The sequence below is a fragment of the Larkinella punicea genome, assembly GCF_003334855.1.
Taxonomy (GTDB): Bacteria; Bacteroidota; Bacteroidia; order Cytophagales; family Spirosomataceae; genus Larkinella; species Larkinella punicea.
Genome location: NZ_QOWE01000018.1, coordinates 59,753 through 73,891 on the forward strand (window position 1 = coordinate 59,753; position 14,139 = coordinate 73,891).

A 14,139-nucleotide genomic window follows, 5' to 3' on the forward strand; every position below is an offset into this window, starting at 1 on the left:
CGCAAATGGACGGTTGGGCTGACCGCTGGCGGACAGGCACTCAAACCATTACTTCACGGCCGGTTCCAGCAACCGGATCGTTCCGGCGTCGGCATCCATTTCGGCTTCAATGCCCAGCGGGACGGTGAATTTGTGCGTAATGTGACCGATCATCGCGCCCGAATAGGCCGGTTTTTTCAGCGGAATAATGTGATCCCGAAAAACATCTTCCAGCGTCAGGGAACCGTAGCCTTTGCCGGGCTCGCAGTCGGTGCATTTCCCGAAAACAAAACCGCTGATCTGATCCAGAACGCCTGCCAGTTTGAGTTGCGTAATCATCCGGTCCATCCGGTAGACATCTTCGCCAATATCTTCGAGAAACAGAATGCTGTCTTTCCAGTCCGGCAGGTATTTAGAGCCCATCATGTGGCTCAAAACCGTCAGGTTACCGCCCACAAGCCGACCGCGGGCTTTGCCGGGGTGCAATGTGTCAATCCGGTCTTTGACCTGCGCCAGCAAGTCGCCTTTGTCGTGCGGGTTTTCCATCAAAACCGCCTGACCATCCATCAGCGTCTGTCGGAAATAGTTCACCGTGAACGGATTGAACGTCGCCGAACCCACCGGGCCGTGCATCGTCGCCAACCCGGTTTGGGCGTAAATGCCCAGCAGCAAGGCCGTTATGTCGCTGTAACCGACCAGAATTTTCGGATTCCGCCGGATCAGATTGTAATCGAGCAATGGCAACAGCCGGGCGCATCCCCAACCGCCGTGCATGGCCATGATGGCATTTACACTGGAATTGGCAAACATCGCGTTGAGGTCAGCGGCCCGGTCGGCATCGGTCCCGGCGAGGTAGCCGTAGCGGTCGAAAACGTGTTTGGCAATGACGGTTTTGAACCCCAGTGCCTGCAACGATTCTACCGCGACCTGCACGGTTTCGTGCGTGAAAGCCGGAGCCGCCGGGCCTACCAGCGCCACCGTATCGCCCGGTTTAAGCCGCGGGGGTTTGATCACGGAAAGCGGTGGACGAAAAGCCGGGATGGCCGCAGCAGCGGTGAGCATTTGCAAAAAGTTTCGGCGGGAAAACGACATGAGACGGAAACGAGTAGTAGGAATTGCGGTAAAAAGAGTAACAAGATAAACCAGAATACGACGCGATTCCTTAATTTAGATCGCATTCGGCATTTTTAAAAAATTTTAAAATATTTTTATTGGTGTTACGAATAAGTATACCGAATTTTGCCGCACCGCACGAACCACAATCTACCATTCGTTATGATTTCTGAACCTTCCATTGTCGAAAATGCGTCGGGTCGTAAACCGGGTGAGCCGGTGCAATCGGCCATCACGTACGAAAAAATTCCGACGCACATCTACGCCGATGCGAAAGATGCGTCCCGCGCCGTCGCCCACGAAATTGCGGATCTGATCCGTGCCAAACAGCAACAGGGCAAATTGTGTGTGCTGGGTCTGGCCACCGGCTCATCGCCCAAAACGGTGTATGCCGAACTCATCCGGCAACACCGCGAAGAAGGCCTGAGTTTCCATAACGTGGTGACGTTCAACCTGGACGAATATTATCCAATGGAACCCGATTCGCTGCAAAGCTACGTGCGGTTCATGAAGGAGCAATTGTTCGACCACGTCGACATTCCGGAAGGCAATTATCATATTCCCGACGGAACCGTTCCGGTCAACAAAGTAGCTGAGTTCAGCCGGTCGTACGAAGAAAAAATGCAATCGTACGGTGGACTGGATTTTCAACTGCTTGGCATCGGGGGCAACGGTCACATCGGTTTTAACGAACCGGGTTCGCTGATCAATTCACACACCCGCCTGATGATGCTTGATCACTCGACGCGGGCGGCTGCGGCCATGGATTTTGGGAGTCTGGTAAGAACCCCGAAAAAAGCCATTACGATGGGCGTTGCCGCCATTCTAAGCGCCCGGCGGGTGGTTCTGCTGGCCTGGGGTGAACGCAAAGCGCCGGTGATCCGGGCCGCTTTGGAAGGCACCGTTACCGAATCCATTCCGGCTTCGTACCTCCAAACCCACCCCAATGCGCTGTTCGTGATCGATCAGGCGGCAGCGTCGGACCTGACCCGGATGCAAACGCCCTGGCTCGTCGATACCGTTGAGTGGGACAACAGCATGGTTAAAAAAGCCGTGACCTACCTGTCGCGCTCGCTGAAAAAACCGGTGCTGAAACTGACCAACAAAGATTACAACGACAACGGGATGAGCGACTTGCTGGCGCAAGTGGGCCAGGCATACGATCTGAACATCGACGTTTTCAATCAACTGCAACATACGATTACGGGCTGGCCGGGTGGCAAGCCCAATGCCGACGATACGAAGCGCCCCGAACGCGCCCTGCCCGCCAGCAAACGCTGCCTGATTTTCAGCCCGCACCCCGACGATGACATCATTTCGATGGGGGGAACCTTCCAGCGACTGGTCGATCAGGGCCACGAGGTTCACGTGGGTTATCAGACATCTGGAAACATTGCCGTGGCCGATGACGAAGCCCTGCGGTTTGCGGATTATGTGGTGGATTTCAACGAGAAATTCGGGATCGACAGCCCCGAAGCGACCCAGATTTTCCGCGATGCCGCCGAGTTCCTGCGCGCCAAGAAAGACAGTGAAATGGATTCGACGGAAGTCCGGTACATCAAAGGATTGATCCGGAAAGGCGAAGCCAAATCGACCTGCCGGTTTGTCGGAATTCCCGTCGAAAACGCCCACTTTCTGAACATGCCGTTCTACGAAACCGGCAAAGTGGAGAAGAGTGCGCTGAGCGAAGCCGACATTCAGGTGGTGATGGACGTCATCAAACAGATAAAACCGCACCAGATTTATGCCGCCGGTGACCTCGCCGATCCGCACGGAACGCACAAAGTTTGCCTGGACGCCATCATGGAAGCCGTTCGCCGGTTGAAAAACGAGGACTTCATGCAGGATTGCTGGGTGTGGCTCTACCGCGGTGCCTGGGCCGAGTGGGATATTCACGAAATCGAAATGGCGGTTCCGATGTCGCCCGACCAGGTGATGCGCAAACGGCTCGGTATTTTCAAACACCAGTCGCAGAAAGACGGCGTGGTCTATCAGGGTTCCGATTCGCGGGAGTTCTGGCAACGCGCCGAAGAACGCAACCGGGCGACGGCCGGCTTGTATAACCAGCTTGGTCTGGCCGAATACGAAGCGATGGAAGCGTTTGTCCGCTGGAAATTTTAACGTACCCACCAACTTCTTTTGACCAGCCCCTGCCCTTCCGGCCGGGGCTTTTTTTGTACCCTGCCGTCGGTTGAATCGTTTTAAGGCCGATATGCGCCGGGATTCGGGTGCGCGGCTTTGAATCTGTCGGACCGGTGTCTATTTTTGCCGACACGCGGGCCATAACCCGCTCAATCTTTACCAACTTGACTTTAACCGACCGCGCCTTCTGGCTCAATTACTGGGAATCAAAAGAAGGGCTCATTTTCCAGATTCCAGACAAATACCCGTTTCTGCCCCTGATCCGGCAACTGGTGGCGGCTCACCCCATCCAGTCGGTGCTGGAACTGGGCGGTTTTCCGGGTTATTATTCGGTCTGGATGAAAAAACACCTGAACACCGACGCCACGCTGCTCGACTACGTTGTTCATCCGAAAATCCTGCATGAACTGGAAAAAGCGAACGGGTTGCCGGAACATTCCGTCGGGGTGATCGAAACCGATCTGTTTCAGTATTCGCCCCAACGCGGTTTTGACATGGTGACGTCGAACGGACTCATCGAACACTTCGACAACACGGCGGTTATTCTCGAAAAACACGTCGAATCGCTGAATCCGGGCGGTTTGTTACTCGTCACCCTGCCCAACTTCCGGGGGCTGAACGGCTGGTTTCAGAAGACGTTCGATCCGGAAAACTACGCCAAACACAACATCCGGTCGATGGATCTGGAGTTGCTCCGAACCACCAGTGAACGGCTAGGTCTGAAAAATATCAAGGTCTATTACGACGGGCGGTTTATGCTCTGGCTTGAGCGTGAATCCGAAAAACCGCTGCTGGGTCGCCTGCTCCGAAAGCTCCTGTGGCTTCCGCTGAAAGTGTTTTTCAAACTGGTTCCGGTTGAAACCAAAGTGTTTTCGCCCTACATCGTTCTGACGGCTACCAAATGAAGGTTCTGCACCTGAGCACGTTTCATCAGTTTGGCGGGGCGGCCATTGCCGCTAACCGGATCAATCAGGCGCTGAATCGGGCCGGTTTTTCGTCCGATATGCTGGTGGCCAACACGCCGGTGGTCGAACCGTTTGTGACGTCGCTCGCCCAAACGCCCTGGCAAAAACGCTGGAACACCGCCCGGTTTGCGCTCGACCGCCTGACTTTTATGCCCTTCGAACGCAACCGCGACGTCCGGTTTGCCTTCTCGCCTGCGCTGATCGGCACCGACATCAGCCATCATCCACTCGTGCAACAGGCTGACATTCTGCATCTTCACTGGACTTCGTTTGGTTTCTTATCGACCCGGTCGTTAAGCAAGCTGTTTGCGTTGCAAAAACCGGTCGTCTGGACGATGCACGACATGTGGGCGTTTACGGGCGGCTGCCACCACAGCGGCACCTGCGAGGGTTACCAACACCACTGCGGCAACTGCCCGTTTCTGCGTACTGCTGCGCCCGACGACCTCTCCCACAGCGGCTGGCTCCGCAAGCAAACGGCGTATCAAAACGCCCGGCTGACGCCCGTGGGGTGCAGTCAGTGGCTGGCAAACCGGGCGCGGCAAAGCAGCTTGTTCGGTACGTTAGCCGTCCATTCGATTCCGAATCCATTGGATACCAGGGTGTTTGTTCCGATCCCGAAAGCCGTTGCCCGCTGGGAATTGAAACTGCCGGATCACAAACGGTTTATTCTTTTTGCCGCTACGAAAGTATCGGCGGTGGGCAAAGGCTTTTCGTATTTCCAGAAAGCCCTGGGGTTGTTGCGGCAGCAACTGACGCAGCCCGACGATGTGGAACTGCTGATTTTCGGAGCGGGCGACGAAAGTTTGTTGCAGGAATTACCGTTCAACTACCACTTTCTCGGTTCCCTGAAAAGTGTGCAGCAGATCGTCACGGCTTACAGTGCCGCCGATTTGTTCGTCATTCCGTCGCTGGAAGAAAACCTGCCCAACACCATCATGGAGTCGATGGCCTGCGGAACGCCGGTGGTCGGTTTTGGGGTGGGCGGCATTCCGGAAATGGTTCAGCATCAGCAGACGGGCTATCTGGTCAACTACCGCTCGGTCGAGGATCTGGCCAACGGCATTGAGTGGGTGCTGGAACAATCCGAAACCAATTTCAATCAATTGTCGGAAAATGCCCGAAACCATGTGGTGATGCACTATGACGAAACCGTGGTAGCTCAGAAGTATATTCGCCTGTACGAACAAAAAATTGCCCCTAAATCCCCTAAAGGGGACTTGGACGCATCTGATTCCGGATCTAAAAGTCCCCTTTAGGGGATTTAGGGGCAATTAAAAAATAGCCAGATCGGTTTTCTTACGACACAACACCGCAAACGCGCTCGGTTTGATTTTTCGCAGGGCCGGAACGGATTTCAGGATTTGGGTTTTCAGCCAGATCGCCCAGAAAGCCAGCGTGTTGGGAGCCGAATGGCGAATGGCGGCCGTGTCGTAGAAAACGCTGTGTTCGGCCAGAATTTCGAACCCTTCGGATTTGAGCAGAAACTTGAACAGCGAGGGCGTGAAAATATTGATGTGACCGTACGACAGGAAGTGATCGGTTTTTTTGTCGACAAAAAAGCTGAAGTCGATCGGTACTTCGAAAAACTGGTATTCCGAAACCCGGGCGATTTCACGTAGCAAAAGCCGGGGGTGTTCCACGTGTTCGATGACGTGTGAGCAGGTCGCCAGCGGGAATTCTTTCGGGCCATACGGTATTTTGTAGCCGTCGAATAGCTGCACATTCTGCAACGACGACAGGCCCCGCTCCCGGATGCGGCTGGCGCCACTTTCCGAGATTTCGAGGGAATACATGGCCGGCGAAAACCGGTTCTGGTCGAGTTGCTGCAAAACCGCCCCGTCGCCGGAACCCACATCCAGCATCTTCGGAAAGTGGTAGGATTGACACAGGCGATGAATGGTTTCGGCCTTCATCCGGGCGCCCATATTCCGCCAGGTGCGGTCAGAATCAGCGTATTGCGACCGGTATGCGTCCTGAAGTGCCGATGAGGTTGTTGAATTCGTTTCCATTCAGCCGTTGGTTAGCACGTAAAATTACCGTTTTTTTGTGAATTGCCGCGATCACTCTATGCCCTTACTTTCCATCATCACCATCACCTACAACGCCGAACGCTTTCTGGAACGCACCATTCAGAGCCTGTTGGCCAACCAACCGGGCGCCGAGGTGGAGTACCTGATCATCGATGGCAACTCCAAAGACGGAACGCTGGACATCGTGCGGCAGTACGAAAAACACATCACCCGCTGGATTTCGGAACCCGATCGCGGGTTGTACGACGCCATGAACAAAGGCCAGCAACGGGCGACGGGCGACTATGTCTGGTTTATGAATGCCGGTGATGAGCTTCACGACGAAGCGGTTTTGCCGAAGCTCCTGAACCAGATTCGGAATAATCCCGCCGACGTCTATTACAGCGATGCGCTGTTTGTGGACGACCACGGCAAGGCGCTGGGGTTACGCAGCCAAATTACGCCCCACGTCCTGCCCCGCCACCTGAACTGGCGCGACATGGCGATGGGCATGAAAGTCTGTCATCAGGCGTTTATTGCCCGCCGAACGCTGGCTCCGCCCTTTCTGGTCGACAACCTCAGCGCGGATGTCGATTGGGAAATTCGCTGTCTAAAAACCGCTCAGAAAGTAGTTTGGCTCGATTTTGTCTTGTGTAAATATCTGGTCGGCGGTTTATCGGTTCAGCGGCACCGGCAGTCGCTCCGGGATCGGTTCACTGTGCTGGCCGATCATTTCGGGGTCGCAACGGCCTTATGGAACCACGTCCGGATTGTGGCGCGGGCGGTGCGGTTTCGGTTTTTTGGCTAAAAAGGACTCGCGACTGGTTTGTGGGTGCGATACAAGGTGACACTGCAGGGCGGCAGGCTGATTGGCTGGCCCGGTTCGGCCTGAGCGGGCAACAGGGCGGTTTCTGACGCGACAGCTTCCAACCACATGGGGTCTTTCGAGTCCAGAATCTTGTCCCAGGACGATGCCCCCCCGGCGGGCAGTGCGTACGAAACAGGTTCGTCGGACAGATTGAACAGGCTGAGGATATGCGATTGGCCGTCGGCGGTTTGGCGATTCAGAACAAAACCGGATTGCCCCAAAACCGTGACGCGCAGGTCATTTTTGGCGACGTTCTGCAACACCGGCTCGGTCCGGCGCAGTTCGATCAGCGTCCGGTACCAGTCGAGCATAATCCGGTGCTTGCCTTCCGTGCGCTTTTCCCATTGCAGGATGGAGTCGGTAAAGGTTGCTTTGTCAAACGGATCCTTCGGGTCGTCGGACCAGCCAAAAGCCGCAAATTCGTTTTTACGGCCCTCCTGAACGGCTTTAATCAGCGTTTCTTCGGAGTGATCGACAAAATAATAGAACGGGGCGTCTTCGCCGTATTCTTCTCCCATAAACAGCAGCGGCACATAGGGCGACAGCAAGAGGGCTGCTGCGGCCACTTTCTGCCGCTCGAAATCGATCAAAACGGAAAGTCGCTCACCCCCGACGCGGTTGCCAATCTGGTCGTGGTTGTGATTGAAAACCACAAACTGATCGCCCGGAAAACCGGCCGACGAAGCGCCGAATTTTCGTTTCCGGAAGGGAGCATATTCTCCGCTGATCACGAAACCGTCGGTGTAGGCTTTGGCCAGTTGCTCCATCTGGCCGAAATCGCCGTACCGCTCTTTGCCTTCCTTATGGAGCAAAACGTACAGCGCGTGGTGAAAATCGTCGAGCCACTGGGCATCGAAGCCGAAACCGCCCATTTCGGGTGATTTGATGACGCGCGGGTCGTTCAGATCCGATTCGGCCACCAGGTGCAACGAACGTCCCAGGCGTTTTTCCAGTACCTTGACTTCGTGGTGAATCTGTTCCCAGATGTGGAAAGCGCCCATGTCGAACACGGCATGAATGGCATCGAAGCGAAGCCCGTCGATGTGGTAATGTTCAAACCAGTGCAGCGGATTGTTGGAAAAATAATCCCGCACCCCATCCGACCATTCATCGTCGAAATTGATGGCGTCGCCCCAGGGCGTGTGGTATTTGGCGTTGAAATAAGGCCCAAACTGGCTGAAATAATTGCCTTCGGGACCCATGTGGTTGTAGACCACGTCCAGAAAAACCGCCATACCGCGGGCGTGGCAGGCATCCACCAGTTTTTTCAGTCCGGCCGGCCCACCGTAGGAATTCTGAACCGAGTAGAGGTAAACGCCGTCGTAGCCCCAGTTGCGGGTGCCGGGAAACTGCGCGACAGGCAGGATTTCCAACGCGTTAATGCCGGTTTCCATCAACGCATCGAGCCGGGGAATGATGGCTTCGAACGTACCGACGGGTGTAAACGTGCCGACGTGCAGTTCATACAGAATCAGATCGCAGAAGGGCAGGCCCCGCCAATTCTGATCCTGCCAGGCGTGGGCAGCATGGTCGACCACCACCGAGGGGCCGTGGACGCCTTCGGGCTGGAAATGAGAGGCCGGATCGGAGTAGGCTTTCCCGCCGTCCGGTTTGAAAAAATACCGCGTACCAGGCTGAACATCCGTCACTTCCACACAAAAATAACCCCATTCCACGCGTTGCATGGGGATTTGGCGTTCGGCAGGGTCGAGAAGCAGGAGCGTCATGGATTCTTTCTCCGGCGCCCAAACCGTAAACATACAGGAACCGTTACCGGTATAGTTTGCACCAATGGTTTTCATAATCGTTTAATCAAGTCGGATAATCATTCCTTCGTCACCACCCAGCGTGATGGTTCCGCCTACGGTATTTCCTTCCCGTTCGCGGGAAGTGGCCAGCGCAATAACGCCTTTCAGCGAAGGATCTTTCGGTTTAAAATAAGTCGGTCGGTGGCTCAGGTTCAGCACCATCAAAAACCGGGGATGCCCGTTTGCCTGCCGAATGTAGGCCATCAGGCTGTTGTCGGCATACACCGGCACGTAATCGCCCATCCTAAGCGAAGGCTCCCGCTGCCGCAACGCCAGCAGTCGTTTGTGCAGCGAAAGCATCGAATCGGGGTCTTCGTTTTGCACCTGCACGTTTTCGCGGGCGTGGTTTCCGGCCAGCCGGAGCCAGGGTTTTCCGGTGGTAAAACCGGCATTAGGCTGCTGATCCCACTGCATGGGCGTTCGGGCCGGATCGCGGCTCAGGTTCTTGTCCGGCATGTTCAGCCCCTGCGGGTCCTGCACCTCTTCCAATGGAATGGGAACGTCGCGCATCCCGATTTCGTCGCCGTAGTAGACTGTCGGCGTGCCGCGCAGGGTCAGGAGCAACAGAGCCGCCACCCGCGCCTGATCGCGGCCGACCCGGCTCGTAATCCGGGGCTGGTCGTGATTGCCCAGCACCCAGTTGGGCCAGCCGCCCGCCGGTAGCAGCCCTTCGTACTGATCGATGGCCGTGGCAATCTGGCGGGCGTCCCAGGGGAGTTGCAGCAACTGAAAATTGAAGGGGAGATGCGCGCCCTTGCCGTCGATCCCATAGTATGTCATCAGTTGGTGAATCGGAAGATAAATCTCGCCGATCATCATGCGTTCGGGATACTGGTCGAGGACCTCCCGCATTTTCAAAACCAGGTCGTGTACGTCGGGCTGGTCGGTGGAGAAAACCGGTAAAAGCTGCTCATAGGTTGCCATGTGCGGCTGGTAGCCCGGATTCGGCGGGTTATCGCGGAACAGATCGTCCTTGATCATATGCCACATCACATCCACCCGAAAACCGTCGACGCCTTTTTCGAGCCAGAACCGCATGACGTCGAACATCGCCTGCTGCACCGCCGGATTCCGCCAGTTCAGATCGGGTTGTTCTTTCAGAAAAGCGTGGTAATAATACTGTTGCGTGGTTTCGTCCCATTCCCAGCCGCTCCCGCCAAACACACTGAGCCAGTTGTTGGAAACGGAACCGTCCGGGAGGGCATCCCGCCAGAGGTACCAGTCGCGCTTCGGGCTGGTGCGCGACGACCGGGATTCCAGAAACCAGGGGTGCTGGTCGGAGGTGTGGTTGGGAACCAGATCCAGAATCAATTTCAGACCCCGCTGGTGTACCTCCGTCAGCAGCGTGTCGAAGTCGGCCAGGGTGCCAAACAAGGGGTCAATATTTTGATAATCAGCAATGTCGTAGCCGAAGTCGTCCATCGGTGACGGATAAATCGGCGAAAGCCAGACGGCAGTAATGCCCAGTTCTTTCAGGTAGTCCAGGCGTTTGAGAATGCCCGGCAGGTCGCCGATGCCGTCGCCATTGCTATCCTGAAAGGAGCGGGGATAAATCTGGTAAATGACGCCTTCCTGCCACCACAGAGGTTTCGTTTGCTGTTCTTGCATAAGTGTCCGGGGTACGGGATGATTCTGCACGCCGGTCATCCCGGATGTTTCGGGAAGACCGTTTGCTACTGATTTAATAACCCCAATTACGGGTTCAGGGATGAGAAAAAAGGACGAAAAACGATTATTCGGTCCGGTTTTCGGTGTTTAAGACATTTTCTCACCAACAGAACCGCCTTTTTCGGAAAATGTTGGTCGGGTGATTCAGTTCCCCGTTTACTTTCCAACCCAAAACAGCCTCGTTTGTAGAGGTCGATACGTGCTATGCTTCGTTTGTCGTAGTCATTGAACCCAACCGTTCGTTCGAGAACGCAGGCATCTTGTGCGGGATTGTCGGTAGTGGGCATAGCAGCCAGTAAAAACAACTTTTACATCTCATTAACCTTCTTTTACAGGCCATTAACGGACGACAGGATGAAAGCCTCTAGCTTTGTTAAAATCCTTGAAAACAAAATTTGAAATGAATAAACTCGTTCACGTATATCCTTTGTTCTTGCTGTTTGTTTTTTGCACTTCCTGTGGACAAAACCAAACAAACGCACCAAAAGATAACATCAAGTCCGAAATTAAGGACATAGGGCCTAACATAATGGTTCGTCATATAAAAAAAGGCAGCAATGGCACCATTTTGATTGCAGGCCCGAACAACTCATCATTTGGGGCTGTTTTTCGATACAATGGAAAATCTTTTACTAATCTTACAAGTAAAATAGGTCAGCACAGATTCTGGGATGTTCTGGAAGATCGACGAGGAAATATTTGGTTCGCAACTACTGATTCAGGCGTTTATTATTACAACGGAAAATCCTTTCAACATTTCACTACTACGGAGGGTCTTGCCAATAACCGGGTTATGTCTGTTTATGAAGATAAAGCCGGTATTATTTGGTTCGGCACTGGAAATGGCCTGACCCGTTACGATGGAAAATCTTTTCGAAATTTTAAAAACCCGAACGCCCCGCTTTTTTTTAAAGAAGGGCATTTGAATCATGATATTACCACAATCATTGAAGATAAAACCGGGAAATTGTGGGTTGGCACAAGGGGCGACGCCTTTGTTTATGACGGAAAAACATTTACCACTTTAACCCATAAAGGCGAGCCCTTTCTTGAGGTTTGGGGTATAATGGAAGATAGAAAAGGCACTATTTGGCTCAGCGGTTTTAATGGCTTTAAAGGAGGCCGACTACCCGGTGGCCTCTATCGGTATGACGGCAGTACCTTTACGAAGGTTTCGGAAAGAGGTGCTTATGCTATCATCGAAGATAAAAAAGGAAACATCTGGACTACTGGTTCAATAAATCCTGCTAATGCGACGGTCCAGGCACTTTCCCGTTATGATGCAAAGTCCTTGTCTAGTGATAAGCCCACGGTAACCGAAATCAGGTCAGGGAATGCTTTTATGGGGCTTTTGGAAGCGAACGATGGAAGTATTTGGTTTGGAGATGCGACCGGAGCGTATCGTTATGATGGAAAGACCATCACGGACTTTTATAATAAAGAGGGTCAGAAAAAATATATCATCGATACGAAGCAAAGTGTTGTAGTCTGGAAAGGTTCTATGCTGCTTGGTGGATGGGAAGGTTCTAAGTTTTTGGGTGATGGTTCCCATACAGGGGACGTGGATCTATTAAAAGGAGCATTGTTGATCGACAACCGTCATTTGGTGGGCGGTGCAGTTGAGGTTGACATGACTACAATTGAAAATTTTGTTGATCAACGTTCACTCAATCAATTACCTGCATTTTTTGATGTCAAAAAATTCCCTGTTTCTACATTCGAAATTACGAAGGTTGAAACAGTTAATGATGGAAATATAAAAGTTCCAAATGATGGAAGTATAAGAGTTAATGATGGAAATATAAAAGTTACAGGGAACCTGACCATTGAAGGTATCACGAAGGCTGTTACATTTCCAGCGAAAATGCAATTTAAAGACGGAATGGACGGAACTGTCGAGGTGAATGGCACGCTGATCATTGATCGAACAGATTGGGGTATTGATTATGGATCAGAAAAGCTCTTTAATCAGTCCGTTGATGGAGCTATTTCGGACGACGTTAAACTCTTTATGAAAATCGTAGCAAAAAAATAACATAACTGTTTATTGGACTTGCTACATTTGACTGGAGGGATTTTTTAGGCAGATTTGGGCCAATTCTTAAATTTGACTACTATGAAAAGGCGCGTTTTTGATGAGACCTTTAAAAAGATGGCCCCGCGCCGGCGGACCGGTCGATTTATCCTACGCCAAAGGATCGGTTCGCGAAGCGGCCGAGGAGCTAGGGATTGATTCGGGCAGAATCAGTAAATGGCGACAGCGGGATAACAAACCAGCCCATTCGGGTAAATCATATTCCGATATGACGGATGAACAAAAGCAGATCCGGCAGCTTCAAAAACAACTCAAAGAAGCTCAATTAGAACGCGATATATTAAAAACCGGAGCGCCGGACCGTGGCCGTTCAGCATCTTTTCCAGGGGCGACCGCGCGGCGGACCGTGGGAGATATTCCGATTTATAGAGGAGCACGCCAACCAGTTTTCCGTTGAAAGGATGTGTAAAGTGCTAAAGGTGAGCGTAAGTGGTTACTATTATTGGCTCAAACATCCTGTTGGAGCCCGAGAACTCAAGCAACAACAGTTATTGACTCAAATCCAGCAGGTTTACGATCGCAGTCAATCCCGTTATGGTAGTCCGCGTATTACCGATGACCTTAGTGAATTAGGGGTGAAAGCATCCCGTAATCGAGTAGCTCGACTGATGCGTAAAGCGAATATAAAGAGCATCATGTATAGAAAGTATCGGGTGCAAACCACGGATTCAAAACATGATTATCCAATAGCTAATAACCTGTTAAACAGAGCCTTTTCAGCCGAAAAACCCTGTCAGAAATGGGTGTCGGACTTAACCTATATTCGAACTGACGAAGGCTGGTTATACCTGACTGCTATTTTAGATTTAGCAGATAGAAAGGTAGTCGGTTGCGGGGCCGCCCGTGCGGGCCCTAAGTGATAATTTGAAAGCAATTGATACCAGCATAGCGGCCTGGCAAATGGCCCTGAAAAATAGACCCCTGACTGGCGAATTACTTTTTCATTCTGATCGAGGTGTCCAATATGCTTGTACCGAATTTCGGGATCAATTTAAGGGCCTAAAAGTCTTACAAAGTATGAGCAGAAAGGGTAACTGCTGGGATAACGCCGTGGCTGAGAGCTTTCGCTTCGGCGATCCGATTCAAAACGCTGAAGTGTGAGATGGTTAATCACATTAATTTTGAAACACGGCACCAGGCGAGGTTGGCTATATTTGAATATATCGAGGGGTGCGGGGCGGCCCGTGCCGTACAACCGTCGGCGGAAACATTCGACACTTAATTACCAGACTCCTCTTCAAAGTGAATTTCATTTTTTTACAAACTCAATGGCTGCCTAAAAAATCCTCCAGTATACTATTGCAATTCCAGTATTGCCCGCTTGTTTCAGACAAAAATACACACGACGATGCGGCAACCATCCTCTTTTAAAAAGTTTGTTTAAATATAGAAGCCTTACAGGAGACTCACCGATAAAAAGGTCGGCCCCATTAAGAGGCTCCATACAAAAAGAGTCAATCCGTTGGAGAGCCTAAGACGCTTCCCAAAA

Annotated in this window: 12 protein-coding genes; 8 read left to right on the forward strand and 4 right to left on the reverse strand. The window is 52.5% G+C overall.

Annotated elements, in window-relative coordinates; genetic code table 11:
* Positions 1 to 48: 48 nt before the first annotated feature.
* Positions 49 to 1,041, reverse strand: coding sequence for a S66 peptidase family protein (locus DUE52_RS20875; protein WP_229312245.1), 993 nt, complete (start codon positions 1,039 to 1,041; stop codon positions 49 to 51).
* Positions 1,042 to 1,254: 213 nt separating this feature from the next.
* Here DUE52_RS20875 and nagB point away from each other — a divergent pair, with 213 nt between their 5' ends.
* The 3 genes from nagB to DUE52_RS20890 all read left to right on the forward strand — a co-directional run bounded on the left by nagB (position 1,255) and on the right by DUE52_RS20890 (position 5,458).
* The gene (nagB, locus tag DUE52_RS20880) at positions 1,255 to 3,213 is read left to right on the forward strand and encodes a glucosamine-6-phosphate deaminase (protein WP_114407995.1); all 1,959 of its coding nucleotides are present in this window, start codon (positions 1,255 to 1,257) and stop codon (positions 3,211 to 3,213) included.
* Between the two features lie 185 nt (positions 3,214 to 3,398).
* The gene (locus DUE52_RS20885) at positions 3,399 to 4,139 is read left to right on the forward strand and encodes a class I SAM-dependent methyltransferase (protein ID WP_222930306.1); all 741 of its coding nucleotides are present in this window, start codon (positions 3,399 to 3,401) and stop codon (positions 4,137 to 4,139) included.
* Positions 4,136 to 5,458 (forward strand): glycosyltransferase family 4 protein, encoded by a 1,323-nt coding sequence (locus DUE52_RS20890; protein ID WP_114407996.1) that lies wholly within the window; start codon positions 4,136 to 4,138, stop codon positions 5,456 to 5,458. Before DUE52_RS20885 ends, DUE52_RS20890 begins: the two co-directional genes overlap by 4 nt.
* A 15-nt stretch (positions 5,459 to 5,473) precedes the next feature.
* On the opposite strand, the gene DUE52_RS20895 is transcribed toward DUE52_RS20890, so the two are convergent.
* Positions 5,474 to 6,211, reverse strand: coding sequence for a class I SAM-dependent methyltransferase (locus DUE52_RS20895; RefSeq protein WP_114407997.1), 738 nt, complete (start codon positions 6,209 to 6,211; stop codon positions 5,474 to 5,476).
* 58 nt (positions 6,212 to 6,269) lie between these two features.
* Here DUE52_RS20895 and DUE52_RS20900 point away from each other — a divergent pair, with 58 nt between their 5' ends.
* A complete protein-coding gene (locus tag DUE52_RS20900; protein ID WP_114407998.1) occupies positions 6,270 to 7,019 on the forward strand; it encodes a glycosyltransferase family 2 protein in 750 nt (249 codons plus the stop codon).
* On the opposite strand, the gene treZ is transcribed toward DUE52_RS20900, so the two are convergent.
* Both treZ and DUE52_RS20910 read right to left on the reverse strand, forming a co-directional pair.
* Positions 7,016 to 8,881: a malto-oligosyltrehalose trehalohydrolase gene (treZ, locus tag DUE52_RS20905; protein ID WP_114407999.1), complete on the reverse strand. Its 1,866-nt coding sequence runs from the start codon at positions 8,879 to 8,881 to the stop codon at positions 7,016 to 7,018. The genes DUE52_RS20900 and treZ overlap by 4 nt on opposite strands.
* A 6-nt stretch (positions 8,882 to 8,887) precedes the next feature.
* On the reverse strand, positions 8,888 to 10,495 hold the full coding sequence (locus tag DUE52_RS20910) for an alpha-amylase family glycosyl hydrolase (protein WP_114408097.1): 1,608 nt from the start codon (positions 10,493 to 10,495) through the stop codon (positions 8,888 to 8,890).
* 460 nt (positions 10,496 to 10,955) lie between these two features.
* Here DUE52_RS20910 and DUE52_RS20920 point away from each other — a divergent pair, with 460 nt between their 5' ends.
* The 4 genes from DUE52_RS20920 to DUE52_RS33100 all read left to right on the forward strand — a co-directional run bounded on the left by DUE52_RS20920 (position 10,956) and on the right by DUE52_RS33100 (position 13,872).
* On the forward strand, positions 10,956 to 12,590 hold the full coding sequence (locus tag DUE52_RS20920) for a two-component regulator propeller domain-containing protein (protein ID WP_114408001.1): 1,635 nt from the start codon (positions 10,956 to 10,958) through the stop codon (positions 12,588 to 12,590).
* Between the two features lie 100 nt (positions 12,591 to 12,690).
* On the forward strand, positions 12,691 to 13,047 hold the full coding sequence (locus tag DUE52_RS20925) for a transposase (RefSeq protein ID WP_114408002.1): 357 nt from the start codon (positions 12,691 to 12,693) through the stop codon (positions 13,045 to 13,047).
* Between the two features lie 4 nt (positions 13,048 to 13,051).
* Positions 13,052 to 13,510 (forward strand): IS3 family transposase, encoded by a 459-nt coding sequence (locus DUE52_RS20930; protein WP_229312246.1) that lies wholly within the window; start codon positions 13,052 to 13,054, stop codon positions 13,508 to 13,510.
* Between the two features lie 230 nt (positions 13,511 to 13,740).
* The gene (locus tag DUE52_RS33100; protein WP_374755914.1) at positions 13,741 to 13,872 is read left to right on the forward strand and encodes an IS3 family transposase; all 132 of its coding nucleotides are present in this window, start codon (positions 13,741 to 13,743) and stop codon (positions 13,870 to 13,872) included.
* Positions 13,873 to 14,139: the final 267 nt, after the last annotated feature.

What these genes read in the sequence shown, in the direction of transcription:
- DUE52_RS20910 (WP_114408097.1), bottom strand. Translation starts at nt 10,495, where the DNA reads ATGCAAGAACAGCAAACGAAACCTCTGTGGTGGCAGGAAGGCGTCATT.
- DUE52_RS20920 (WP_114408001.1), top strand. Translation starts at nt 10,956, where the DNA reads ATGAATAAACTCGTTCACGTATATCCTTTGTTCTTGCTGTTTGTTTTT.
- DUE52_RS20925 (WP_114408002.1), top strand. Translation starts at nt 12,691, where the DNA reads ATGAGACCTTTAAAAAGATGGCCCCGCGCCGGCGGACCGGTCGATTTA.
- DUE52_RS20930 (WP_229312246.1), top strand. Translation starts at nt 13,052, where the DNA reads ATGTGTAAAGTGCTAAAGGTGAGCGTAAGTGGTTACTATTATTGGCTC.
- DUE52_RS20900 (WP_114407998.1), top strand. Translation starts at nt 6,270, where the DNA reads ATGCCCTTACTTTCCATCATCACCATCACCTACAACGCCGAACGCTTT.
- DUE52_RS20890 (WP_114407996.1), top strand. Translation starts at nt 4,136, where the DNA reads ATGAAGGTTCTGCACCTGAGCACGTTTCATCAGTTTGGCGGGGCGGCC.
- treZ (WP_114407999.1), bottom strand. Translation starts at nt 8,881, where the DNA reads ATGAAAACCATTGGTGCAAACTATACCGGTAACGGTTCCTGTATGTTT.
- DUE52_RS20875 (WP_229312245.1), bottom strand. Translation starts at nt 1,041, where the DNA reads ATGCTCACCGCTGCTGCGGCCATCCCGGCTTTTCGTCCACCGCTTTCC.
- DUE52_RS20895 (WP_114407997.1), bottom strand. Translation starts at nt 6,211, where the DNA reads ATGGAAACGAATTCAACAACCTCATCGGCACTTCAGGACGCATACCGG.
- nagB (WP_114407995.1), top strand. Translation starts at nt 1,255, where the DNA reads ATGATTTCTGAACCTTCCATTGTCGAAAATGCGTCGGGTCGTAAACCG.